Annotated in this window: 22 protein-coding genes; 10 read left to right on the top strand and 12 right to left on the bottom strand. The window is 40.4% G+C overall.

Annotated elements, in window-relative coordinates:
* The 3 genes from BLQ05_RS09735 to aspS all read right to left on the bottom strand — a co-directional run bounded on the left by BLQ05_RS09735 (window position 1) and on the right by aspS (window position 2,722).
* Window positions 1-366, bottom strand: a complete 366-nt coding sequence (locus tag BLQ05_RS09735) for an NADH-quinone oxidoreductase subunit A (protein ID WP_023576125.1) — start codon at window positions 364-366, stop codon at window positions 1-3.
* Between the two features lie 231 nt (window positions 367-597).
* On the bottom strand, window positions 598-798 hold the full coding sequence (locus tag BLQ05_RS09730) for a cold-shock protein (protein WP_023576124.1): 201 nt from the start codon (window positions 796-798) through the stop codon (window positions 598-600).
* 172 nt (window positions 799-970) lie between these two features.
* Window positions 971-2,722, bottom strand: coding sequence for an aspartate--tRNA ligase (aspS, locus tag BLQ05_RS09725; protein WP_035654290.1), 1,752 nt, complete (start codon window positions 2,720-2,722; stop codon window positions 971-973).
* Between the two features lie 211 nt (window positions 2,723-2,933).
* Between aspS and BLQ05_RS09720 the strand changes: the two genes are divergently transcribed.
* From BLQ05_RS09720 to BLQ05_RS09710, 3 genes are all read left to right on the top strand, one after another.
* On the top strand, window positions 2,934-3,281 hold the full coding sequence (locus BLQ05_RS09720) for a toxin-antitoxin system YwqK family antitoxin (RefSeq protein ID WP_023576122.1): 348 nt from the start codon (window positions 2,934-2,936) through the stop codon (window positions 3,279-3,281).
* Window positions 3,282-3,483: 202 nt separating this feature from the next.
* Window positions 3,484-4,119, top strand: a complete 636-nt coding sequence (locus BLQ05_RS09715; RefSeq protein ID WP_023576121.1) for a phosphoribosyltransferase — start codon at window positions 3,484-3,486, stop codon at window positions 4,117-4,119.
* Between the two features lie 13 nt (window positions 4,120-4,132).
* On the top strand, window positions 4,133-4,759 hold the full coding sequence (locus tag BLQ05_RS09710; RefSeq protein WP_023576120.1) for a dienelactone hydrolase family protein: 627 nt from the start codon (window positions 4,133-4,135) through the stop codon (window positions 4,757-4,759).
* A 55-nt stretch (window positions 4,760-4,814) separates the two neighbouring features.
* Here the strand turns inward: BLQ05_RS09710 and BLQ05_RS09705 are convergent, their stop codons facing one another.
* Genes BLQ05_RS09705 through BLQ05_RS09690 form a run of 4 tightly spaced genes read right to left on the bottom strand, consistent with a single transcriptional unit; the run spans window position 4,815 to window position 11,043 of the window.
* A complete protein-coding gene (locus BLQ05_RS09705) occupies window positions 4,815-7,988 on the bottom strand; it encodes an efflux RND transporter permease subunit (protein ID WP_035654289.1) in 3,174 nt (1,057 codons plus the stop codon).
* 31 nt (window positions 7,989-8,019) lie between these two features.
* Complete coding sequence (locus tag BLQ05_RS09700) at window positions 8,020-9,087, bottom strand: efflux RND transporter periplasmic adaptor subunit (RefSeq protein ID WP_023576118.1); 1,068 nt, start codon at window positions 9,085-9,087, stop codon at window positions 8,020-8,022.
* Window positions 9,088-9,094: 7 nt separating this feature from the next.
* The gene (locus BLQ05_RS09695; RefSeq protein ID WP_023576117.1) at window positions 9,095-10,429 is read right to left on the bottom strand and encodes a TolC family protein; all 1,335 of its coding nucleotides are present in this window, start codon (window positions 10,427-10,429) and stop codon (window positions 9,095-9,097) included.
* A 5-nt stretch (window positions 10,430-10,434) separates the two neighbouring features.
* Entirely contained in the window at window positions 10,435-11,043 is a 609-nt protein-coding gene (locus BLQ05_RS09690) for a TetR/AcrR family transcriptional regulator (protein WP_316929290.1), read from the bottom strand.
* Window positions 11,044-11,178: 135 nt separating this feature from the next.
* Between BLQ05_RS09690 and BLQ05_RS09685 the strand changes: the two genes are divergently transcribed.
* A complete protein-coding gene (locus BLQ05_RS09685; protein WP_023576115.1) occupies window positions 11,179-12,153 on the top strand; it encodes a polyprenyl synthetase family protein in 975 nt (324 codons plus the stop codon).
* 111 nt (window positions 12,154-12,264) lie between these two features.
* Entirely contained in the window at window positions 12,265-12,615 is a 351-nt protein-coding gene (locus BLQ05_RS09680; protein ID WP_023576114.1) for a hypothetical protein, read from the top strand.
* On the opposite strand, the gene BLQ05_RS09675 is transcribed toward BLQ05_RS09680, so the two are convergent.
* On the bottom strand, window positions 12,599-13,189 hold the full coding sequence (locus BLQ05_RS09675; RefSeq protein ID WP_238321138.1) for a hypothetical protein: 591 nt from the start codon (window positions 13,187-13,189) through the stop codon (window positions 12,599-12,601). The genes BLQ05_RS09680 and BLQ05_RS09675 overlap by 17 nt on opposite strands.
* A gap of 72 nt (window positions 13,190-13,261) precedes the next feature.
* Between BLQ05_RS09675 and BLQ05_RS09670 the strand changes: the two genes are divergently transcribed.
* Window positions 13,262-16,033, top strand: coding sequence for a 2-oxoglutarate dehydrogenase E1 component (locus BLQ05_RS09670; protein ID WP_023576112.1), 2,772 nt, complete (start codon window positions 13,262-13,264; stop codon window positions 16,031-16,033).
* A 54-nt stretch (window positions 16,034-16,087) separates the two neighbouring features.
* A complete protein-coding gene (gene odhB / locus BLQ05_RS09665) occupies window positions 16,088-17,305 on the top strand; it encodes a 2-oxoglutarate dehydrogenase complex dihydrolipoyllysine-residue succinyltransferase (protein WP_023576111.1) in 1,218 nt (405 codons plus the stop codon).
* 182 nt (window positions 17,306-17,487) lie between these two features.
* Here the strand turns inward: odhB and BLQ05_RS09660 are convergent, their stop codons facing one another.
* Window positions 17,488-18,264 carry a hypothetical protein gene (locus BLQ05_RS09660; protein WP_023576110.1) on the bottom strand — a complete coding sequence of 259 codons (777 nt, stop codon included), beginning with the start codon at window positions 18,262-18,264 and terminating at the stop codon, window positions 17,488-17,490.
* Between the two features lie 43 nt (window positions 18,265-18,307).
* Window positions 18,308-19,150: a tetratricopeptide repeat protein gene (locus tag BLQ05_RS09655; RefSeq protein WP_162147778.1), complete on the bottom strand. Its 843-nt coding sequence runs from the start codon at window positions 19,148-19,150 to the stop codon at window positions 18,308-18,310.
* 398 nt (window positions 19,151-19,548) lie between these two features.
* On the opposite strand from BLQ05_RS09655, the gene BLQ05_RS09650 reads away from it, so the two are divergent.
* A complete protein-coding gene (locus BLQ05_RS09650; RefSeq protein WP_023576107.1) occupies window positions 19,549-20,079 on the top strand; it encodes a helix-turn-helix domain-containing protein in 531 nt (176 codons plus the stop codon).
* Window positions 20,080-20,096: 17 nt separating this feature from the next.
* Here the strand turns inward: BLQ05_RS09650 and BLQ05_RS09645 are convergent, their stop codons facing one another.
* Window positions 20,097-20,942, bottom strand: a complete 846-nt coding sequence (locus BLQ05_RS09645) for a hypothetical protein (protein WP_023576106.1) — start codon at window positions 20,940-20,942, stop codon at window positions 20,097-20,099.
* Window positions 20,943-21,086: 144 nt separating this feature from the next.
* On the opposite strand from BLQ05_RS09645, the gene BLQ05_RS09640 reads away from it, so the two are divergent.
* A complete protein-coding gene (locus BLQ05_RS09640; protein WP_023576105.1) occupies window positions 21,087-22,058 on the top strand; it encodes a C1 family peptidase in 972 nt (323 codons plus the stop codon).
* A gap of 127 nt (window positions 22,059-22,185) precedes the next feature.
* Complete coding sequence (locus BLQ05_RS09635) at window positions 22,186-23,400, top strand: TCR/Tet family MFS transporter (RefSeq protein ID WP_023576104.1); 1,215 nt, start codon at window positions 22,186-22,188, stop codon at window positions 23,398-23,400.
* Between the two features lies 1 nt (window position 23,401).
* Here BLQ05_RS09635 and BLQ05_RS09630 read toward each other — a convergent pair whose 3' ends face one another.
* Window positions 23,402-23,839, bottom strand: a complete 438-nt coding sequence (locus tag BLQ05_RS09630) for a retropepsin-like aspartic protease (protein WP_023576103.1) — start codon at window positions 23,837-23,839, stop codon at window positions 23,402-23,404.
* Window positions 23,840-23,854 lie beyond the last annotated feature (15 nt).

Raw genomic sequence — 23,854 nt, 5'->3', positions numbered from 1 at the left:
TTATTCCCACTCTAAACCTTTCTTCTTGATAACGTAGTAAAAACCAATTACCAGAAGTGTCATAAAGATGCCCATTTTGGCTAATCCCTCCCAGCCCATTTCTCTGAAATTTACGGCCCAAGGGTACATGAAAATCACCTCTACGTCGAAAAGAACGAAAAGAATGGCAACCAGAAAGTATTTTACCGAGAAAGGAATACGGGCATTACCTACTGATTCGATACCGCACTCAAAGTTTTTGTCCTTGTTCTTCGAATGTCTTTTCGGTCCTAAAAAGCCGGAAATTATGATGGTTGTTACCACAAATCCCACAGCCAGAAGTAATTGCATTGCAATAGGAATGTAATCGATTTGGTTTGTTTGCATGGCTTAATCTCTTTTTTATGAAAGAATTCACAAATATACATTCCTAAACTTTAAACACAACGTAATTTTTTAATGATTTTGGCGTTACACAGTATATAAATGTAAAACATATTTAGACTAATTACAAATAATTAACGTAGTGTTGTCAGTGTTTTTCTGAAAATTCTGAATAAAAAAACCGCTCCAATTGGAGCGGTTAGACCTTCATAGGTAATCAAAAAATAATGTATATTAGTCTTCGATAACAGCTACATCAGCAGCTACTTTACCTTTTCTTCCTTCTTCTTCTACGTAAGATACTCTTGTTCCTTCGCTTAAACCTTCAGCTTGAAGACCTGTTGCGTGAACGAAGATATCGTTACCTGTTTCGTCGTCTGTAATGAATCCGTATCCTTTAGATTCAATAAAGAATTTTACTTTTCCTGTTCGCATTCTGTAATAAAAAAATAATTAATAATATTTCAAAGATATACTTTTTTCTAAAGCAAACAAGTTTTTGATAAAAAATTTTTAAAAAAAGTGTTTAAGTGTTGAAAACATTAAAGAAAAGTTAATTAAATATTAAATAATTAAAAAAAAGCGACCTAAGGCCGCTTTCTCTGTGTTATTTTAAGTTGAGTTTTATCGAAAGCTCATCCAGTTGGCTGTTGTCTATTACCGATGGTGCATCGATCATCACGTCTCTTCCGGAGTTGTTTTTCGGGAAGGCGATGAAGTCCCGGATGGTTTCCTGTCCGCCCAAAATCGCTACCAATCGGTCCAAACCAAAGGCCAAACCTCCGTGTGGCGGTGCTCCAAATTGGAACGCATCCATCAGGAACCCGAATTGGTTTTTAGCTTCTTCTTCGGTGAATCCTAAATATTTGAACATCAATTGTTGCGTTGCTTTATCGTGAATACGGATGGAGCCTCCACCGATTTCATTTCCGTTCAATACCATGTCATAGGCATTTGCGCGGACTTTTCCCGGATCGGTTGCCAATAAATGCATGTCTTCCGGTTTCGGGGAAGTGAACGGGTGGTGCATCGCGTGGTAGCGGCCACTTTCTTCATCAAATTCCAATAATGGGAAATCCACTACCCAAAGCGGGGCGAATTCTTCCGGTTTACGCAAGCCCAAACGTGTGGCCACTTCCATACGAAGCGCGCTCAATTGCGTTCTGGTTTTGTTTGCCGGTCCGGACAACACGAAAATGATATCGCCTTGTTTTGCTCCGGTAAGTTCTGCCCATTTTTTCAAATCGTCCTGATCGTAGAATTTATCCACCGATGATTTTAAACTTCCGTCGGCTTCCAATTTACAGTATACCATTCCGGAAGCGCCAACTTGAGGGCGTTTTACCCAGTCAATTAAGGCGTCGATTTCTTTTCTGGTGTAAGCTGCTCCGCCGGGAACAGCGATTCCCACTACCAATTCTGCCGAATTGAATACGCCGAAATCTTTATGTTGTGCTACGTCATTCAACTCACCGAATTCCATTCCGAAACGGATGTCCGGTTTGTCGTTACCATACGTTTTCATGGCATAATCGTAGGTCATTCTCGGGAATTTGTCTACTTCAATACCTTTTATTTCTTTTAATAAGTGTCTTGTCAATCCTTCAAAAACATTCAGGATGTCTTCTTGTTCCACAAACGCCATTTCGCAATCGATTTGTGTAAATTCCGGCTGACGGTCGGCACGTAAATCCTCATCACGGAAACATTTTACGATTTGGAAATATTTGTCCATGCCGCCCACCATCAACAATTGTTTGAAGGTTTGTGGAGATTGCGGTAAGGCATAAAACTGACCCGGATTCATACGTGAAGGTACCACGAAATCGCGGGCTCCCTCCGGTGTTGATTTGATTAAGTAAGGCGTTTCCACTTCACAAAAATCCTGAGCCGAAAGATAATTACGTACTTCCTGGGTTACTTTATGACGGAACAGTAAACTGTTTTTAACCGGATTTCTACGGATATCCAGATAACGGTATTTCATACGGATGTCTTCTCCACCGTCGGTTTCGTCTTCAATCGTGAAAGGCGGCGTGATGGCTTCGTTAAGAATGGTCATTTCGGATACCAAAATTTCAATATCACCGGTGGTCATGTTCGGGTTTTTCGATTCACGCTCGATAACCGTTCCCTTAACCTGAATCACGAATTCACGTCCCAATGTTTTGGCCAATTCGAAAACGGCTTTGTCGGTACGGCTTTCGTCGAAAATTAGTTGTGTGATTCCGAAACGGTCACGTAAATCCACCCAAATCATGAATCCTTTATCGCGTGATTTCTGTACCCATCCGGCAAGGGTAACTTCGGTATTGATGTGTGAAGCGTTTAATACGCCACAGTTATGACTTCTGTACATTTCTGATAAAATTTGTTGCAAATTTAAGTTTTATTTTCCGACTATGAAACCCAGCTTTTTAATTAAAATGCAATTTTAAATCTGTAAGAATTTACTTTGTCGTGTTAAGTTTTACTTTCATGTTACCAAATTGTTACCTAAAAGTTTCATTAATGTAAAATATGTCGTAATTTCGATAGTGTTATTGTTAACCTATTAAAACACAAACGCTATGAAAAAGAATTTAATTGCTGGATTGTTATTGTTTACGGGAGTAGTATTCGCACAAAACATCGAACCAAAATATGAGATTGTCGGTAAAATGGTAAAAGCTACCTATTATTATGATAACGGTCAGGTAAAACAGGAAGGCTACTATAAAGACGGGAAACTTCACGGAAAATGGGTTGCCTTTAACGAAGACGGATCAAAACAATCGATTGGAGAATATGCAGACGGAATGAAAACTGGTAAATGGTTTTTCTGGAACAATACAAGTTTAGCCGAAGTGGATTATACGAAAAGTAAAATCACCGATGTTAAAAAATGGTCTAAGGATGCTTTAGTACACAGAAATTAGTCACGGTTTGGTTTTCAAAAAAGATTAATGCTGTGTGCTGATTATAGAATCGGCATCTTTAAAGGGAAATGGCTGTTACAGTGTAGTGACAGCCATTTTTTTATGTTTTTTTTCTGAAATTTCCGTGAGTTTGTTTTAAAATACATCTTTTAAGTACTTGATTTTCAGTAACTTTAGGTGTTTAATTTTTGAACAGCAAGTTATGGAGTCCGACTTATTTGCTAACCGAACCGAAGCAGGAATATTGCTTTCCGAAAAATTGCTCCGGTATAAAGGTACCGATACCCTTGTGCTTGCCATTCCCAGAGGCGGAGTACCGGTAGGCTATGAAATTGCAAAAAGACTACAACTTCCCTTGGGAATTCTGCTTTCCAAGAAAATCGGACACCCGTCCAATAAGGAATATGCTGTAGGCTCGGTTTCTTTGGATTCCGTTATTGTTAACGAGCGTACCCAACTTCCTGAAGAATATATCGAAAACGAAATGATACGCCTTCGGAAACTGCTGTTGGAGAAACAATTGCTTTATATGGGCAATGAAAAATTTCCGGAGGTAGAAGGCAAAAACGTTATTGTGGTAGACGACGGCATCGCAACAGGAAGTACCGTGCTGGTGAGTATTGCCATGCTGCGAAAAAAAAACGCCAAGAAAATTATTGTGGCCGTTCCGGTGGTGCCTTCCGATAATGTGGAATTGTTCCGACAGAAATCCGATGAGTTCGTTTACTTGCTTGCACCTTATTATTTTGAAGCGGTAGGGGCTTTTTATGAAGTTTTCCATCAAGTGGAAGATGAAGAAGTCATTCGGTTGCTCAACGAGGCCAAACATTTACATTAAAAACAGGAAACCGATGGAAACCGACATTCCGTTGTCGTCAGTGACTTTAAAAGGCGATTTGATTATTCCAAACGATGCTTTCGGTATCGTGGTTTTTTCACACGGTAGCGGCAGTAGCCGATTCAGTACGCGAAATACTTTTGTGGCCCAGCTTATCCGAAAGCATCATATGGGAACTCTTTTGTTTGATTTGCTCACGGAAGAAGAAGATCAGGACTATGAAAAACGATTCGATATCGAATTACTGACCCAAAGGCTGATTGAAGTCACGCAATGGCTACAAAGGAATGAAGCCACAGAAACGTTGCCGATGGGTTATTTCGGTGCCAGCACGGGAGCAGCATCGGCATTGGGAGCATCGGCTTATTTCGGTTCGATGATACGGGCTGTCGTTTCCCGGGGAGGACGGCCGGATTTGGCATTTAACGCCTTACCGTCGGTTATTGCGGCTACATTGCTCATTGTGGGCGGACGCGATTCGGAAGTGATCGATCTGAATCGGTTTGCCTATGAAAATTTATCCTGTATCCGGCAATTTGAAATTGTGGACGGTGCCACCCATCTTTTTGAAGAGCCCGGAGCTATGGAACAGGTTGCCGATTTGGCAGTGTCCTGGTTCGAACAGTATCTGAAACCATAAAACATAAAAAAACCGCCACATCACTGCAGCGGTTTTAACAAATTAAATATAAAGATTACATCTCGTGTTTCGGTGTGAAACCGTCATCACTTAATTCATTATGAACATAGTTGGCCACCATTAATTCGGCGTAATCCACTTTTTCGTCTTTGCCAAAACGTCTTTTCAGACTGTCGAAAATCGCATAGACTACCGGAACGACTACCAACGTCAGGAACAAAGACGAAATCAATCCGCCGATGATTACCCAAGCCAATCCGTTGTTCATTTCGGCTGCCGCACCTTTTGCCAATGCAATCGGAACCATCCCGATAACCATCGCAATGGTGGTCATTAAAATCGGGCGCAAACGGGCGTGATTGGCTTGTATTAGAGCGTTAAATGTGTTTTCTCCTTCAGCTTTTCTGTGGTTGGCAAAATCGACCAGTAAAATCGCATTCTTCGTTACCAATCCGATCAACATGATGATACCCAAAATGGTAAAGATGTTTAACGAGTTATTGGTCAGCGCCAAGGCAAATAAAGCCCCAATGAACGATAGCGGAATGGAGAACAATACCACAAACGGCGTGATAAAGTCGTCATATAAAGCCACCATTACCAGGTAAACCAGGATAATGGCCGCTAATAAAGCGATTCCTAAGGTACCGAAACCTTCCGTTTGGTTTTCCATATCCCCACCCCAAACATAGTTAACACCGGTTGGACGCTCCATTTGAGCGAAAGCCGTTTCCCATTCCGTAGCAATGGTACCGGAAGGTCTGCCCACCGATTGTGCTTCGATGGTTACCGCCGTACTTTTATCGCGTCGTTCCAGCATACTTGGTCCGGAACTTTCAATCACTTCAGCAAATTGCGACAATTTCACCTGTTGCCCGGCATTGTTTACAAAAATCAGGTTGTTTACATCGTTAATGTTCGAACGATCGTATTCGTTGAAACGGATGTTGATGTCGTATTCGTATTCTCCGGCTCTGAATTTTCCGTCGGTATTTCCGTTGAAAGCGGTTTGCATGGTTAAACCTACGGTTTGAAGATTTAAGCCTAATGCGGCCATTTTATCACGGTCTACCTGTACTTTAATTTCAGGATTTCCGGCTTCGGAAGTTAATTTCACTTCGGAAGCACCCGGTACCTTTTTCAACTCCACTGCGGCTTTTTGGGCAAACGCCATAACATCATCGAAATTCGGACCGGTAACCGTTAAGGCAATTGGTGCTTTATCGGCTCCTAATAACCCCATCGGTACTGTTTTCACTTTCGCACCAACCAATTCTTTTTCTAATTGCCGTTTTATTTTCGCGGCATAGATAAACGAGTTGTCATCACGTTTAGATTTTTCAACTAAGGAGATCAAAATTTCCGATTTGTAGGCTGTCGATTGCGTAGCGCCCATACCATCACTGGTTTGTCCTACGGTGGTAATCATGTCGACAATATTTTTATCTTTTTTCAGATACTCTTCCGCTTTTTGGGTCATGAAGTTCGTTTGTTCCACCGAAACGTCTTTTGGCATTTCAATCTGAACAAGGAATTCTCCTTTGTCGGTTTTTGCAAAGAATTCCCCACCGATAAATCCGCCACCTAACAATCCGAAAACCGAACCGAAGAAAGCAAACAACATGATTACTAAAGTTGTTTTCTTGTGGTGTAACGACCATTTTAAGATGTCGGTTACTTTGTGGGTGAATCGGTCCAAATAATTTTCAAAGCCTAAAATAATTTTTCCGAAAACGGATGTTTTGTTCAAATGTTCTAATTTTCCGTAACGGGAGAACAACCAAGGCACAATCGTAAACGAAGCCAATAAGGACAACATCGTGGCAATAATTACCGTAACACAGAACTGCGTAATGATGTTAGACACTAATCCCGTACTCATGGCAATTGGTAAGAACACTACCACAATCACTAAGGTAATCGCGGTTACGGTAAATCCGATTTCTGCCGTACCATCATAGGCGGCACGCACTTTGTTTTTACCCATTTCCATATGACGGTGAATGTTTTCCAACACTACAATCGCGTCATCCACCAAAATACCTACTACTAATGAAAGTCCTAATAAACTCATTAAGTTTAAGGTATAACCCATTAATGAAATTCCGATGAAGGTAGCGATTAACGAAGCCGGAATCGAGACCATTACGATGGCTGCATTACGTAAACTGTGCAGGAAGAACAACATTACAAAGGCTACCAAAAAGATGGCGATGAACAAATCGTGCATTACATTATCGGCAGCGGTTAGCGTAAATTCACTACTGTCGTTCGCTACTTTTAATTTTAAGTTCGATTTGCTGTAATCTTTTTCAATTTTAGCAATCGCTTCTTTTACTTTTTTACTTACTTCAACCGCATTCGCATCCGATTGTTTGATTACTTGTAATAAGATGGAACCTTTTTGATTGATTCTTGAAATCTTAGACACGTCTTTTTGTGCGTCTTGTACATCGGCAACATCACCTAAACGAATTTGTACGCCATTGTTAGAAGAAATCACCAGATTACGCAATTCTTCCACCGATTTGTATTTTCCGGACAAACGAATGGTAGTACTGTTTTCTCGGGTTTTAATATTACCCGTTGGGAAATCCAAATTGGAGGATAAAACCGCTTGTTGCACTTGTGGTACAGACAATCCGAAACCTTGTAGTTTTGTGGCATCCAGACTTACCTTAATCTCTCGTTCTTCTCCACCCACTAAGTTTACTTGTGCTACACCCGGTACACGAGAAACGACAGGTTGAATTTTTTTATCCAACAAATCATAGAACGCGATTTCATCCATGCTTGCTGTTGCTCCAATCGTCATAATCGGTAAATCACTCAAAGAGAACTTACTTAAGGACGGCGGATCTACATCATCGGGCAAGTCTTTCAGTACGGCATTGATTTTACGTTGGGCATCGTTTAAGGCATAATCGGCATTCGCGTCTGCGGTTAACGTAATCATTACTACCGATAAACTTTCGTATGATTTTGATTCTAATTTTTTGATGTTTTCCATTGTGGAAACCGCATCTTCAATTTTCTTGGTAACGGTATTTTCCACCTCACTTGGCGAAGCTCCCGGATAGACAGTTGAAACGGTTACCACATTGATTTCAAACTTTGGAATCAATTCATAACTCAACTGTTTGTAACTGTATAGTCCACCTAATAGCAGTATCGTAAATAGTACGATAACCATCGATGGTCTTTTGATAGATATGTCTACAATTTTCATATATTCTGTTTAATTAAGCGTCGTCGTATGATTATTTTACAATAGAAACTTTCGTGTTGTCACTCAAGTTAATCTGACCGCTTGTTACCACTACATCACCCTTATTCAATCCGTTCAGAACTTCCACTTTATTGCCAAAGACTCTGCCCGCAACCACTTTTTTCAGCTTAGCCGTTTCGTTTTCTACCACAAATACCTGGTTGCTGCTCACGCTTCCTACGAAGGCGCTTCTCGGAATGGTCATTAATTCGGCTTGTTTTCCTTCATTGGAACCAAATACCACCGAACCGTACATTCCGGCCTTGATTTCATTGTTGGTATTGTTTGCAATGGCAACTTCAATTGGAAAATTCAATGAGGCATCCGCTTTTGGAGCGATGAAAGTGACTTTACCCGTATATTCTTTATCAGGATAAACACTTACTTTCACTTTTACGCTTGATCCGATTTTAAGTTGGGCAACCTGGCTTTCGCTAACCGCCACTTTCAGTTTTAAGGAACTTGTGTTCACGATTTCGAACATTTGTGTGGGTGGCATGGCACTTAAAATGGAACCCACTTCAATGTATTTTTTATTGATTATTCCGCTAAAAGGCGCTTTCACACGGGTATCGCCAACATTGATATTGGCCTGGGTTAATCTTGATTTTGCGTTAACCATGTTAATTCGGGCCTGATCCAATTGCTGTTTGGTGACACCGCCGGTTTTAAAAGCACTTTCAAAACGATTGTAATCATTCAACGCATTTTGATAGTTGGCATTGGCGGTTTGTGCTTCCACATTTACCACATCACCTCTGATAATTGCTAAAGTTTGACCTTGTGCTACACGGTCACCTTCTTTTACCAGAACGCTGATTACTTTTCCGGAACGTTCTGCTGCAAAGTTCAATTCCTGTGCCGGCGCAAAGTTCCCGTTGGCAATAAAATTATCTTCAATGGGACCGGTTGTAACTGTAGCCACACGAACGGCTACACTGCTGTTTTCCTGTGCAACGATTGCGGTGTCTGCTTCGTTTTGTTTTTTGTTATTCATTAGCGTTACAACGGCACCTCCAATTAACGCAACTCCCAGTCCGATATAAATTATTTTTTTCATTTGATGATTAGTTTACTAAATTTTTTAATTCTCCTTTTGATTTGATGATTTGTATTTCAGCCAGTTTGTATTCCAATTGGGCTGTGGTATAGTTGTTTTGCGATTCGGTTAGTGCGTTTTCGGCATCCAGTAAATCGGTTAACGATGCCAATCCGTTGATGTAATTGTTTTTGGTGTTTTCCAAAACCTCTTTGGCAAGATTTACGTTTTCTTTCTGGGTTTTGATGTTGATGATGCTGTTGTTCATTTGTGTTTTCGCATTTTCAAAACCATAGTTCAGGGCCAATTCCGTTTCTTTGATGTCCTCTTCAATTTTCTTTAGGCTCACATCCGCCTGGCGTACTTTAGAGCGGGTTGAGAATCCGTTAAATACGGGAATTCTCAGGTTTAAGCCAACGGACGCAAAATCGGTCCAATACACATTATCGGACGGTTTGGCACCCCAAGGAAATTCTTTTCCGATGCCCTGATAGCCGTATGTTCCGTTTAAGGAAAGTGTCGGATAGTATTCCGCCGCAAAGGATTTCTTCTGATACCCTAACAGTTCTTCCTGTTTTTTCAAAAGCGTAATTTCGGTTCTTTTGCTCATTTCCGCCTCGGTGGTAAATGCTTCGGCGCTCACATCAAAAGTGGTTTCCGGAAGACTGATTTTTTCACTCATCGGCATTCCGATAAAAAACTTCAATGTGTTTTCCTGAAGCTGTACCGCATTGGCCAGTTGCAAACGATTGGCTTCCAGATTGCTGACTTTCACCGAAATCCGGTCGTAATCGATTTTCTTCGCCAAGCCGTTATCGAACTGTCCTTTGATGATGTCACGAACTTTTTTGGTACTGTTCAGATTGCTTTCGATAATGTTTAGTTTTTGTTTGTAAACATACACCTGATAGTAACTGTTGGAGACCTTTTCGATTAATTGTTCTTCGGTCAGTTGCTGATTGATGGTGTAAAATTCTCTGGTCGTTTTAGCGGCCTTTAATCCGGTAAATACTGATTGGTTGAACAGGTTTTGCGTGATGGTAGCCGTGGCTGTACTGTTCCATTCTTGTCCGAAAGGAACCATGACAATCGTACCCGGTTGTCCGAAGAAATCGCCCGGTAAGGCACTTTCCTGTAAGATGGGGTTGTAGTTCAGTCCTCCGTTAAGCGTAACTTGCGGTAAGGCTTGTGCGCGCACTTCCGCGATCTGATGGTTGCTGTTTTCCACACTCAGTTTCGCTTTTTTGGCATCGGATTTGTTTTCCAAGGCATACTGAAGCGCCTCTTTAAGACTAAGCTCTTTTGTTTGAGCCTGAAGCACGGAAGCTAAAAGGAGCAGGACGATGGTTATTTTGTGTTTCATTTTGGTTATTGATTGTGTTTGGTAATAAATTGTTGTAATACGGATAGTCCTTTTTCGGTAATGATGCCTCTAAGATGGTATTCGAGAAAATTTTCCTGTAGGTTTCTCATCTTGAACATGTTCTCTGGGAATATTTCAATGTCTTTCAGGGAATTGATTCCGGAGTAATAAATACGTCCGATGAATTCCAAATCGATTTCTTTGCGGTACAGTTCCAATGCAATGCCTCTTTTCAGATTTTGGATCACGCAACTGTCCAGCTTGTCGAATTGTTTGCATTTTAAAGTTGCATAAATCTTCGGATAGAATTTTTGTAACTGATAAAAAGGCGAACTGTCTTCGTTTTTTAAATTATGCAGGACATATTCTTTAATTTCGAAAAGTTCTTCTATCGGATTTTTACCAATGGCACAGATTTCATCAATTCCCGAAGAAATGTTTTCGAAAAGGAAAAGTGTCGTGGCCTGAACCAAATCATCTTTAGTGGCGTAATGCTGATAGATTGTTTTTTTTGAAATGCCCAGCTCGTTGGCAATGTCATCCATGGTCACACTTTTGAAACCCAAAGAGAGGAACATATCGGAAGCTTTTTGTAATATATCGTTCTTCATCATTCAATTATTTGCCGCAAAATTACAACGGAAACTTTTAACACCGAAAAAGTTTCCAAAGTATTTACAAAAATTTAACATTTCATTTATTTTTGATAAACTCCGCCATTTAAAGTACTTTAGCAAAAAATTTGTTTCATGCATTCCATTTCACAATACCAGTCGTTTATTGCAACCCATTTTTCAGCTATTTCCATAGAAAGGGAGCCTAAGAATTTATACGAACCCATCGCTTATATTTTGTCTCTTGGGGGAAAACGAATGCGTCCGGTGTTGACCTTGATGACCGCCGAAATTTTCAACGCGGATTACAAAAAGGCATTGGCTGCGGCGACCGCGGTGGAAGTTTTTCATAATTTTTCGCTCATTCACGATGATATTATGGATGATGCCCCGTTGCGACGCGGAAACGAAACGGTACATGAAAAATGGGATGTGAATACCGGAATTTTATCCGGAGATGCGATGCTGATTTTAGCCTACCAATATTTTGAGCAGTACGAACCGAACATTTTTCAGGCGTTAGCGAAACTGTTCAGTAAAACGGCTTTGGAAGTGTGTGAAGGGCAACAATGGGATGTCGATTTCGAACAACGTGACGATGTGACCATTCCGGAATACCTAAAAATGATTGAATACAAAACGGCTGTTTTAGTCGGCGCTGCAATGAAAATGGGTGCGATTGTTGCCGAAACTTCCGATGAAAACGCCAACCTCATTTATGATTTCGGATTGAATCTTGGCATTGCTTTCCAGTTGCAGGATGATTATCTCGACGCTTTTGGGAATCCGGAAACTTTTGGAAAGCAGGTGGGTGGCGACATTATCGAAAATAAAAAAACGTATCTTTATCTGAAAGCCATGGAATTTGCCAAGGCCGCAGAAAAAGAACAGTTACTGCATTTATTCTCCATTCAACCCAATGATAACACCGATAAAGTGGTTTCGGTAAAAGAAATTTTCAATCGAACCGGCGCCAGTGAAGCCACACAAGAGGCAATTAAAAACTACACTTTTAAAGCTTTTGAACGGTTGGAAAAGATGCACATTGAAGCAGAGAAAAAAGCAATATTGAAAGCGTTTGGTCAAAATTTGATGAATAGAAATGTGTAGTATTCAGTAAAAATGGCTAGATTTCTAACTTCTAACTTCTAACTTCTAACTTCTAACTTCTAACTTCTAACTTCTAACTTCTAACTTCTAACTTCTAACTTCTAACTTCAAATGTTCATCGCACCTCAAAATACCGATTTGTTACTTTCTGAAGCGCAGAAGGAGGAGTTGTATGTGAAATTGGTGGAGCAAATCAATAAGGATTTTACGTATGCCAATGAGAGTGTCGAATTTCCGATTTCCATTTCGCCCATCGATTTAAAAATGCAGTTACACGAGAAAATCTACCGACTGATTCAATTCAAATTCGCCGAATACCTTAATTTACTGTACATTATCGATGTGTCGGAAGAGCAAATCAAAAAACTCGACGGTTCCGATTTGGTCGAACTGGCCGAACAGGTTACTTTTCTGGTTCTGAAAAGGGAATGGCAGAAGGTTTGGTTTAGAAATAGACTCTGACAAACGGCATCCACGCCTGGCTGTAAACATAATTGGATTCCCTATACAGGATGTTGTAGCGGAGTCCTATAGTGACGTTCTGATTCCGGTATCCGGCGCCTAAAAACAAAGCGGTATTCCAGAAATTATCCTTTATTTCCGGGGTGAATTCCGTAAACGTATTGTTCACGCGCAGTTGCTCCAATTCGGCAGACACCTGCATTTCCGGAATCGGATTAAAAAGGCTGATAAGACTGCCACCGTAAATGTGCGAATCAAACAAATTGGATTGTTTTACATAGCTGTATTGCGTTCCCAAACCTGCTGATACGTATGGGTTTATGTTGTAAATTCCGCTGGGCGCCACCATGATATTGGTGTAACCGCTTCCAACGCCCAAACCCAATCCGCCACCGAATTGTACGTTTCTCCAAAAATCATTTTTTTGATGAGAAATAAGGGTATCCTGTGCTTTTAATGAAAGACATCCTGTTAAAAAAAGCACAGAACTCAAAACGAATGTTAAAAAATTGAGTATGTTTCTTTTGAAGGCCATCATTAAGAAGAATTTATGATATAAAAGTATGAAAAACATTAGAAGATTATTATAAAGTATTGTACTTTTGCGTAAAATTTTTTTAACCCAAAATCGTCATTCGACAGAATTATGGATAGGTTTTCCTTTTTAAACGCAGCACATACGGCTTTTTTTGCCGATTTATACGAACAATATTTACAAAATCCCGATAGCGTAGAACCAAGTTGGAGGAGTTTCTTTCAAGGGTTTGATTTCGCTAATGAATTTGGTGGCGGTCCGGTTGAAGAACTGGAAAATATGGCTTCCGGAGGCGGTGATTGTTCGGCGGTTTCCGAAAAATTGCAAAAAGAATTTAATGTTTTAAAGCTGATTGACGGTTACAGAACCCGTGGTCACCTTTTCACAAAAACAAACCCGGTTCGCGAAAGAAGAACGTATTCTCCGGATTTATCCATAGAAAACTTCGGATTGTCGTCTGCCGATTTAAATACGGTTTTCGATGCGGCACGTATCGTAAACTTAAACCCTTGTTCGCTTCAGGATATTTTAAACCACCTGAATAAGGTGTATTGCGAGTCTATCGGAATCGAATACATGTACATCCGTGATCCGCAAGTAATCGAATGGATTCAGAAAAAACTGGATATCAACGATAACCTGCCTAATTTCAATGCCGATCAGAAGAAACGCATCCTTAAGAAATTAAACGAAGCGGTGTCTTTCGAGAACTTTCTGCATACCAAATACGTAGGGCAAAAACGTTTCTCGTTGGAGGGAATCGAGTCGGCTATTCCGGCGTTGGATTTCTTAATTGAAGCGGCAGCCGATAAAGGCGTGGAGCAATTCGTAATGGGAATGGCACACCGTGGTCGTTTGAACGTATTGGCGAATGTTTTCGGGAAACCGACTCAGGATATTTTCTCCGAATTTGACGGAAAAGATTACGACGACGACGCGTTGTTTGATGGTGACGTAAAATACCACTTGGGATTGACGGCCGACAGACAAACGCAGAACGGTAAAAAAATCAACGTGAATTTAGCGCCAAACCCTTCCCACCTGGAAACAGTAGGAGCGGTTATCGAAGGGATTGCCCGTGCGAAACAAGATAAATACTATGCTGAAAACCCATCAAAAGTATTACCGATTGCGGTACACGGAGATGCGGCAGTGGCAGGTCAGGGAATCGTATATGAAATCATTCAGATGGCAAAACTGGACGGTTACAAAACCAACGGAACCATCCATATCGTACTGAACAATCAGGTTGGATTTACAACGAATTATTTAGATGCCCGTTCGTCGATTTATTGTACAGATGTGGCTAAAGTGACCCTGTCTCCGGTATTGCACGTAAATGCAGATGATGCGGAAGCAGTGGTTCACGCAATGTTGTTCGCGTTGGAATACCGAATGGAGTTCGGAACCGACGTATTCATCGACTTGTTAGGATACAGAAAATACGGGCACAACGAAGGGGATGAACCTCGTTTTACCCAACCTAAATTATACAAAGCAATTTCGAGACAGAAAAATCCAAGAGATATTTATGCGGAGAAATTAAAAGCGGAAGGTTCGATTGACGGCAATTATGTGGCGCAACTGGAAGCCGAATACAAATCCAATCTGGAGCAAAGTCTGGAAGAATCCCGTAAAAGAGATTTGACCGTAATCACACCGTTCATGCAAAACGAATGGAAAGGTTTCGAACAGGCCGAAGCCGATGTAATGCTTCAGAAATTTGAAACGAAAGTAGACAAAGCAACCTTAACGGAAATCGCTAAAACCGTAACCGAATTACCATCGGATAAAAAATTCATCAGCAAAATCACCAAATTGATTGGCGACCGAAAAGCGATGTTCTTCGAATCCGACAAATTGGATTGGGCAATGGGTGAAATGTTGGCCTACGGTTCGTTGTTAACAGAAGGGTACGATGTTCGTATTTCCGGTCAGGACGTGGAACGTGGCACCTTCTCGCACCGTCACGCGGTAATCAAAGTGGAAGAGTCGGAAGAAGAAGTAGTTTTACTGAATCATCTTCCCAACAAAAAAGGAAACTTCTCGATTTATAACTCGCATTTGTCAGAATACGGTGTTTTAGGATTCGAATACGGTTATGCTTTGGCGAACCCGAATGCCTTAACCATCTGGGAAGCACAGTTTGGAGATTTCGGAAACGGAGCCCAAATTATGATTGACCAATACATTTCGGCAGCGGAAGACAAATGGAACAACCAAAACGGAATCGTAATGTTGTTGCCTCACGGGTATGAAAACCAGGGAGCGGAACACTCTTCGGCCCGTATGGAACGTTTCTTGCAATTGTGTGCAAATCACAATATGTATGTTGCGGATTGTACCACACCGGCGAACTTCTTCCACTTGTTGAGAAGACAGTTGGTAACGAAATTCCGTAAGCCTTTGGTAGTGTTTACGCCGAAGAGTTTATTGCGTCACCCGGAAGCCGTTTCTTCGGTAGAAGAATTCGCAAACGGACAATTCCAGGAAGTAATCGACGATGCTAATGTGAATGCGGCTCAGGTGAAAACCTTGGTATTCTGTACTGGTAAATTCTACTACGACGTAAAAGCGGAACGAGAAGCGAACGGAAGAAACGATGTCGCTTTGGTGCGTATCGAACAATTGTTTCCGTTACCAATCGAACAAATGAAAGCAATTATTGCCAAATATCCGAACGTGGACGATTACGTTTGGGCACAGGAAGAGCCAAGAAACATGGGAGCGTATGGTTTCATGCTGATGAACTTCAATGAAGTGAAATTCAGAGTGGCATCACCAAAAGCCTACAGTGCGCCGGCAGCGGGAAGTTATGTGCGTTCCAAAAAACGTCATGCGGCCGCTATCGCGATGGTTTTTGACAAGAATTTATTCCAATAAAATTGTATTTTTGATAAAATAAGATAATAACAACACCTATAAAATTATATACCGATGATTTTAGAAATGAAAGTCCCTTCACCGGGAGAGTCAATCAAAGAAGTGGAAATTGCTACATGGTTAGTAAAAGATGGAGATTATGTGGAAAAAGACCAAGCCATTGCTGAGGTTGATTCTGATAAAGCTACCTTAGAGTTACCGGCGGAAGCAAGCGGAATCATTACGCTTAAAGCGGAAGAAGGGGATGCAGTAGCAGTAGGTCAGGTAGTGTGTTTAATTGATACCAGTGCAGCGAAACCGGAAGGTGGAGCAGCGGCTCCTGCAGCAGAGAAAGCAGCGGAAGCTCCAAAGGCTGAAGCGCCTAAAGCAGCTCCTGCTCCAGCAGCAGCAACGTATGCCACCAATGCGCCATCCCCGGCAGCAAGAAAAATATTAGACGAGAAAAACATTCAGCCAACGGATATCGTGGGTACTGGAAAAGGTGGAAGAGTTACCAAAGATGACGCTGTAAACGCAGTGCCTTCAATGGGAACGCCTACCGGAGGTTCTCGTGGTTCGGAAAGAACAAAATTATCGATGTTGCGTCGTAAAGTGGCTGAACGTTTGGTAGCGGCTAAAAACGAAACGGCGATGTTGACTACTTTTAACGAGGTAGACATGAGTGCAATTTACGCGTTACGTGACCAATATAAAGAGGAGTTCAAAGCGAAACACCAAATGGGATTAGGCTTTATGTCGTTCTTCACGAAAGCGGTAACAAGAGCATTGCAATTGTATCCGGATGTAAACTCGATGATCGACGGTCAGGAGAAAATCTCTTACGATTTCTGTGATATCTCGGTAGCGGTTTCCGGTCCGAAAGGATTAATGGTACCAGTTGTTCGTAATGCAGAAAACCTAACGTTCCGTGGTGTTGAAGCGGAAATCAAACGTTTGGCGATTCGTGCACGTGACGGACAAATCACGGTAGATGAAATGACAGGAGGAACCTTCACAATTTCAAATGGTGGTGTTTTCGGTTCGATGTTATCCACACCAATCATCAACCCTCCGCAATCCGGAATTTTAGGAATGCACAATGTGGTGGAAAGAGCGGTGGTTAAAAACGGTCAAATCGTTATCGCTCCGGTAATGTTTGTGGCACTTTCTTACGATCACCGAATCATTGACGGACGGGAGTCGGTTGGATTCTTAGTGGCGGTGAAAGAGGCATTGGAAAATCCGGTGGAAATCCTAATGGACAACAATCCTAAGAAAGCGTTGGAGCTTTAGTAGGTTAGCGTTTATATAAATGAAAATCCCGTCTTTTAGGCGGGATTTTTTTGTTGTTGGTGTTTATGAATATTCTTATAAGTTGAAAGAATAACTGGATAGTTTATGCAAGAAGTGCAAACACAGAGACTTTCTGAAACACACTAAAGCTCTAATTTCTTATAACCGCTGTTAGCAGAAGTTTATTTTTTATAAAAGAAATATCCTTCTTCAACTATTGGCTGCCAATTTTCGTTTTTCAAATTTTTAAGTTTAAGCTCAGTGAACAACTTTTTAGATCCTGAAATTGTCATTGTATATTGTTCCCTGTTTTTCATGTTTTTTTCATTTACAATATATCCAAGGCTGTATTCATCCTCATTAGCTATTTTTTCTATATAGGGTTTAAGATATTCGCTAATTCCCTTTGGATGTGGGAATTTTTCAGATTTTTTGAATTCGATTTCAAAACTGCCCTCATACCTAAATTGTGGACTATAGTCAAATAAAAAATTTGGATTGTTTTTTTGTTGTGCTAAATATTTTCCATACTCACTTTTAGAGCTAAAACTTTTGATTTCAAAGGAATACTTGAAAGGGTGAGTTTCATTTAATTTACTGATTTGATTGAGGTCAAACTTGTAAGTATGTCCATCGTGAGTCATTGCGCTTTTTAGGTTTGGATTTATTGTCCAAGAACCGATTTCATCATAATTTTTAACAACAGTTAGTTTAAAACAAGGGTCTTCAAGTGAGTTCTTCACTTCATCGCCTAATTTCAAAGTTTTTATAAATTCAACTATTGATGTAGAATCTTCAATTATGAAATTGTACTTCTCAAATGACTTATTTTTATCATATTGAGGATAACGACCAATTATCTTAGTTTTAGAATTTACTGTCAGAGTATCAAATAAGGTTTTTTGACTAAAAGTTTGATTTGATATTAAAAGTGTCATTAAGATTATGAATTTTCTCATTTCGTCAATTTAAATTTCATGAAACCCCGGTTGTCAGCAGTTTTTATTTTTTATCTAATTCTTTCTTCAGTCTTTCGACATAATGGCCAAATCTCTTGTCTTTGTCAATTTGTGTTTTTTTTATCCACTCGTTGAATTTTTCTAAATTTTTCTGACTAAAGTATCCTGCTAAAATATTATAAGCATTTTCAGCATTATAGGTTTTATCAGCAATCTCTGCTACTATTTTATCATAAGTAGTTATTGCATCATTGAGTTGATTATTATGTATTTGTGAATAAAGTAATTCTTTATAAATATAAGCATCTTTTGGTTCGATTTTGAGTGCTGCTTTTAGAATATTGATAGCATTTTGAGATTGACCTAAACAATTATATGAAAAGCCTAATTCAACTCTAAGTCCTTTATAGTCAGGATTAATTTTATTTGCTTTTTCCAAAAACTCCAATGCTTTAGCACATTCTCCCCAACCATTATACATATATCCCCATTTATATAAACGTTCAATAGTATTTTCATCTTCTTTGTAATATTTGAGCCACTCAGGAAATTTGGAAACTTCCAATTCTGTAAAATGTGATTCTGGAATAATTGCTACTAATGTATTGTTGGGTTGTAATCTATGTTTAATGGAACCTTCCATTTCCTTTTTTTTGAGAATGAACTTTCCGTTACTGTTAATTTTGAAAGAGCCCGAATAGTCAAATGTTAATCCTGCTTGCGAATCAATATAAATAAACCCAAAAATATGTGAACCAAGAGAATCAGCTGGAAAAGCCACCCACTTGTCTTCACTTTGAGTAAATTTTGTATTGAAATTTAATTTATCCTGAGCGACACAATAAATTGTTGAGAATAATAAAATAATTAAAATGAGTTTTTTCATATACTGTTTGGTTAAAATTGCCGCCAACACATAAATAAACGAGTCCAGCAAACTTCTTCCCACAAACCTAACCATAAAAAAACACCTACACAATCACCAAATTCAGTGATATTTCAAAAGGCGGTTGTTTTGTCCTTCTGAGGAACGAAGAATCCCATAAGACTTCCATAACGAGATTTAGCTGCGCTGAACTTACGTTTCTACCTTGTCGGAATGACAACAGAACGCTAATGCGATTCCTCCTTCGTCGGAATGACAAAAACGATACGTAGTAATAAAAGCTGTTGCAACTAAAATTTTTTTAAAAATTTGCAACAAAATATGTTTCAAATTTTTTATTTTTGAATCATTGCAACCAATTTCGTTTCAAATTCTATTTTTTTAAAAAAACGCAACCAATGAAAAAAAACGCCACGCTAAAAACCCTATTGGGATTATCACAAGAGGAAACAGCTCATATGTTAGGCATAGAGCGAGGCCAATGGTCGATGTTTGTTTCCGGAAAACGCGATTTGCCTTTAGCCGCCACGCAACAATTGGCAGTAGTGCTGAAACATTTACAGGAGACAAAAACCTTTTCCAAAGAAAGTGAATTACTTACCAAAACCGAACAGCAACAGGCACAGGAAAAATTACAACAGGACTATCGCAAGGTGCAAATCAAACAGTACAAGATGACCAAACAAATCAGCACGATGGAAAACATACGAACCGAATGTTTCGCTGCCCTGGAAGTGGCCGCGTTTTTAGAGCAACAAAAAGAATCTCAAACCAAGAGCGCGCTGATAAGAAGCATCCGGGTAAGAGCCACGAACACCCTCAAGAAACACAATCGCTATGCGTTAACGGCCTTGCAGCTGAAAAAAGAAACCCTGGAATCGTTACAAATCCGTTTGGAACAAAAGATGAAACAAAACCCTTCGTCTTAAAATTTCGGATCGGGGAATTAAGAAACGGAGGACTTTTTGCTTTGCTTCAGGTTCTCCGACATTTCATTGATAATGGTTTTGTAATCCGGATTGTGATTGTCCCAAATTTTCCAAACCCCGTTTTGCTTCTTTATAAAATAGGTTTGCTTGTTCGCATGGTTGTAGGCATTGCATAAATTCCCGTCGTCATCCCGGAATTCCAGATTCCAGAATTCTTCCACCTTAATCACGGCAAGGTTGTCATCCAAAGAGCACAATTTAAAATCGTACAGTTCGAAATTGGAGCGGTTGTTCACATTGTTCAACTGGTGGCCCAATTGCGCAATATTGCTTATCAGGTCGTGGATTCTTTGTGTGAGCGGACCGTCGTCAAATATATAATGGGATAAATTCCCCAAATCCACTTCGGGCAATTTTAAAAGGCTGTTGAATTCTTCCTGACAATAACGGGTTATCAGTTTTTCAAAAACAGTGAGCAATTTTTCCTTTTCGGTAATTTCACAAGCCGCCGCTTCTTCAGGGACATTGTGATCGGCCGAATTTGACAGAAAGTGATTTAAGGAAGGATAACCAATGAAAATCGCCAATTTGTCAAGGGTTTTCAGAAATCGTAAATCCGAATTTTCGGAATCCGAATAATCGTTGGTGAAAATTCTTTGAAGGGTCGTACTGGATATGGTGGTTCCCAGTTCGTTTTTTCTGCAACCTTGCAGGTGTTCTGACTTCGATAACTGATCGGCAATAATTTCAGACAAAATAAGATACTGCGCCCTTTTCCACTTTTTCACACTCGTCAAAGAACTATTGAGAACGGAAGGAGTGGATAGAATACCCTGTTTTAATTGTTCAATAATAATTTTCATATGGCATTATGTCGGTTAGTTGTGTTAGGTAGATTCAATTATGGCTGAGATAAGTTGACTTTGTGGTTGACTTTTGGTTAATTTTTTAACAAATTTTAACAATAAATTTGAATTATTAAAATTATTTAACAATTAAAAGAAGTTATGAAAAAACATTTTTTAACATCATGGCCTAAAAAAATAGGGTTATTGCTTTTTGGAGCCCTTGTTTTGGGTTCCTGCGAAAATGAAAAAACGGATGATACTGCGGTACAGGAAAAATTAATGGATGGCGAAGTGAACCTTCTCGATCAGGGAAGATACGGTTGCGCTCCTTTTTCTGAAGCGTATTTGAAAAGCATTAAATTCCTGTCTCCGGAAGAGTACGTGTCAAAATTATCGGAGCTACGTCCGGATCTTGCTACTGCCGAGCAAAGGGTTGTCGCTACCACGGCATTGCCTTATTCGAAATATTTGCCGTCGCCTCCGGTTGGAAATCAGGGTAGTGAAGGTTCTTGTGTGGGCTGGGGTGTTGGGTATGCGGCACACGGAATTACACGATACATTAATAATTCGGTACATCAAAATTCATGGTCGGGAGCGGTTAGAAGTGCGGCTTATGTTTATAACCAGATTAAATTGGGGAATTGTGGGGCAGGATCGTATCCGAACGACGCAATGAACCTGATTAAAAACCAAGGACAATGCAGTAATAGCCAAATGCCTTACGTGGCAGGCGGATGTTATACACAGCCTACAACACAGCAAAGAACGTGGGCAGCGGGAAGAAAATCAAACGGATGGTTCTATGTTAATCCGACGAGCGTTGCGGATTTGAAATACTACTTGAGCCAGAATTATCCTATTGCGGCTTGTTTTGACGTAAACCAAAGTTTTTACGACATGCGACTGAACAATCACGTATGGTCGAATTTGTACGGAACCAGACAAGGCGGACACTGTGTTTGTATTGTGGGGTATGATGATACGACGCGTCAGTTTAAGGTTTTGAATTCCTGGGGTTCCGGCTGGGGACGAAGTGGTTATTTTTATGTGACGTATGATAATATGGCAAGAGGCGCTTTCGGTTGGACGGGATGCATACTTCCCAATGCCGCGGCTAACGCACCACAATAGATTTGTTTTTTTTAAGATTGGTTAACTAAACCGACACAACTGTAAAAAGCCTCAATTTGAGGCTTTTTTTAATACGATAAGGGTTTGGGAATAAGATTTTTTGTAGGTTTACTTTTTAAACAAAAGCATGAAGGCAAGCAAAAAATCGGCAGCAGTTGGATTTATATTTATAACGATGTTAATCGATATTATCGGATGGGGAATCATCATACCGGTAATTCCGAAATTGATTGCCGAACTCATCCATGGCGATATCAGTGTGGCATCCCAATACGGTGGCTGGTTAACGTTTGCTTATGCAATTACCCAATTTTTATTCGCGCCGCTAATCGGAAACCTGAGTGATAAATTCGGGCGCCGTCCCATTATTCTGATATCCCTTTTCTTTTTTGCCATGGATTATCTTTTACTGGCTTTTGCGCCAACAATCGCCTGGTTGTTTATCGGAAGGATTCTTGCCGGATTAACAGGAGCCAGTATAACAACGGCCGCCGCTTACATTGCTGATGTGAGTGACGAAACCAATCGCGCCAAGAACTTCGGGATGATTGGGGCAGCTTTTGGGTTGGGATTTATCATCGGTCCGGTTATCGGTGGGATTTTAGGACAATACGGCTCGCGGGTTCCGTTTTATGCCGCAGCAGTGCTTTGTTTTATTAACTTTTTATACGGTTATTTTATCCTTCCGGAATCCTTATCCAAAGCAAACCGAAGAGCTTTCAGTTGGAAACGGGCCAATCCGGTAAGCGCATTGCTCAACCTGAAAAAGTACCCGTCTTTAATCGGATTGATTGCCGCGTTGGTGCTGGTGTACATTGCCAGTCATGCGGTACAGAGCAACTGGAGTTATTTTACCATGTACCGTTTCAACTGGAACGAACGGATGGTTGGGATTTCATTGGGTGTTATCGGTTTGCTGGTGGGAATCGTGCAGGGCGGATTGATTCGATGGATTAATCCGAAATTGGGAAACAGTAAAAGCATTTATTTCGGATTGTTTTTGTATTCCATCGGAATGTTTCTCTTCGCATTCGCCACACAAGGCTGGATGATGTTTGTGTTCCTGATTCCGTATTGTTTGGGAGGCATAGCGGGCCCGGCTTTGCAGTCGGTCATTTCGGCTACCGTTCCCGCTTCGGAACAGGGGGAAATACAAGGGACGTTGGCGAGTTTGATGAGTGCCACATCCATTATTGGGCCGCCGTTAATGGCAAATACCTTTTACTTCTTCACCCACGATGAGGCACCGTTTAAATTTGCGGGCGCGCACTTTATTTTAGGCGGAATCCTGATGATTGTCAGTAGTATGATTGCCTACAGGACACTCAAAAAAAATTTTTGATTTATTTCAGATACAGATAATGATTGTAATAATCAATAATGGCTTTTCCTTTCAAAAGAATATCGGCGCCAATTATACCATGAACCGCTTTGGCTTTATATTGTTGCAATGCCAGATTCACATGACTCATGTCAAAAATCACCAATGAAAAAGCGTTGGTTTTCCAATGGGAAAGCTGGAGTAAATTATCGGTAGCCATTTGGGTATACATTCCCGTTGCTCCGGCGCCGGCCGCTTTGGTGGGCGAATCTTGGGCAATAATGTTAAAATAATCCACACTCTCAAATCCGATGCAGCTGTTGGAAGCGCCGGTGTCAAGAATGAAGCTGCCGGATACCCCATTGACCTTTGCTTTAATCAAAAGATGCTGGGTTTTGGAAACTTTGAATTTCACTTTCTTATACCCTTTTTTTCTAAGTAGTTCCTGCAGATTTTCCATGACTCAAAAATAAGG

This window comes from Flavobacterium saliperosum, assembly GCF_900100625.1.
In the GTDB taxonomy this organism is placed as follows: domain Bacteria; phylum Bacteroidota; class Bacteroidia; order Flavobacteriales; family Flavobacteriaceae; genus Flavobacterium; species Flavobacterium saliperosum.
This window is presented reverse-complemented; position numbering and strand designations above follow the sequence as displayed.

Excerpts from the sequence above, each read along its gene's own strand:
- BLQ05_RS09735 (WP_023576125.1), bottom strand. The coding sequence starts at position 366 with ATGCAAACAAACCAAATCGATTACATTCCTATTGCAATGCAATTACTT.
- BLQ05_RS09730 (WP_023576124.1), bottom strand. The coding sequence starts at position 798 with ATGCGAACAGGAAAAGTAAAATTCTTTATTGAATCTAAAGGATACGGA.
- aspS (WP_035654290.1), bottom strand. The coding sequence starts at position 2,722 with ATGTACAGAAGTCATAACTGTGGCGTATTAAACGCTTCACACATCAAT.
- BLQ05_RS09720 (WP_023576122.1), top strand. The coding sequence starts at position 2,934 with ATGAAAAAGAATTTAATTGCTGGATTGTTATTGTTTACGGGAGTAGTA.
- BLQ05_RS09715 (WP_023576121.1), top strand. The coding sequence starts at position 3,484 with ATGGAGTCCGACTTATTTGCTAACCGAACCGAAGCAGGAATATTGCTT.
- BLQ05_RS09710 (WP_023576120.1), top strand. The coding sequence starts at position 4,133 with ATGGAAACCGACATTCCGTTGTCGTCAGTGACTTTAAAAGGCGATTTG.
- BLQ05_RS09705 (WP_035654289.1), bottom strand. The coding sequence starts at position 7,988 with ATGAAAATTGTAGACATATCTATCAAAAGACCATCGATGGTTATCGTA.
- BLQ05_RS09700 (WP_023576118.1), bottom strand. The coding sequence starts at position 9,087 with ATGAAAAAAATAATTTATATCGGACTGGGAGTTGCGTTAATTGGAGGT.
- BLQ05_RS09695 (WP_023576117.1), bottom strand. The coding sequence starts at position 10,429 with ATGAAACACAAAATAACCATCGTCCTGCTCCTTTTAGCTTCCGTGCTT.
- BLQ05_RS09690 (WP_316929290.1), bottom strand. The coding sequence starts at position 11,043 with ATGATGAAGAACGATATATTACAAAAAGCTTCCGATATGTTCCTCTCT.
- BLQ05_RS09685 (WP_023576115.1), top strand. The coding sequence starts at position 11,179 with ATGCATTCCATTTCACAATACCAGTCGTTTATTGCAACCCATTTTTCA.
- BLQ05_RS09680 (WP_023576114.1), top strand. The coding sequence starts at position 12,265 with ATGTTCATCGCACCTCAAAATACCGATTTGTTACTTTCTGAAGCGCAG.
- BLQ05_RS09675 (WP_238321138.1), bottom strand. The coding sequence starts at position 13,189 with ATGTTTTTCATACTTTTATATCATAAATTCTTCTTAATGATGGCCTTC.
- BLQ05_RS09670 (WP_023576112.1), top strand. The coding sequence starts at position 13,262 with ATGGATAGGTTTTCCTTTTTAAACGCAGCACATACGGCTTTTTTTGCC.
- odhB (WP_023576111.1), top strand. The coding sequence starts at position 16,088 with ATGATTTTAGAAATGAAAGTCCCTTCACCGGGAGAGTCAATCAAAGAA.
- BLQ05_RS09660 (WP_023576110.1), bottom strand. The coding sequence starts at position 18,264 with ATGAGAAAATTCATAATCTTAATGACACTTTTAATATCAAATCAAACT.
- BLQ05_RS09655 (WP_162147778.1), bottom strand. The coding sequence starts at position 19,150 with ATGAAAAAACTCATTTTAATTATTTTATTATTCTCAACAATTTATTGT.
- BLQ05_RS09650 (WP_023576107.1), top strand. The coding sequence starts at position 19,549 with ATGAAAAAAAACGCCACGCTAAAAACCCTATTGGGATTATCACAAGAG.
- BLQ05_RS09645 (WP_023576106.1), bottom strand. The coding sequence starts at position 20,942 with ATGAAAATTATTATTGAACAATTAAAACAGGGTATTCTATCCACTCCT.
- BLQ05_RS09640 (WP_023576105.1), top strand. The coding sequence starts at position 21,087 with ATGAAAAAACATTTTTTAACATCATGGCCTAAAAAAATAGGGTTATTG.
- BLQ05_RS09635 (WP_023576104.1), top strand. The coding sequence starts at position 22,186 with ATGAAGGCAAGCAAAAAATCGGCAGCAGTTGGATTTATATTTATAACG.
- BLQ05_RS09630 (WP_023576103.1), bottom strand. The coding sequence starts at position 23,839 with ATGGAAAATCTGCAGGAACTACTTAGAAAAAAAGGGTATAAGAAAGTG.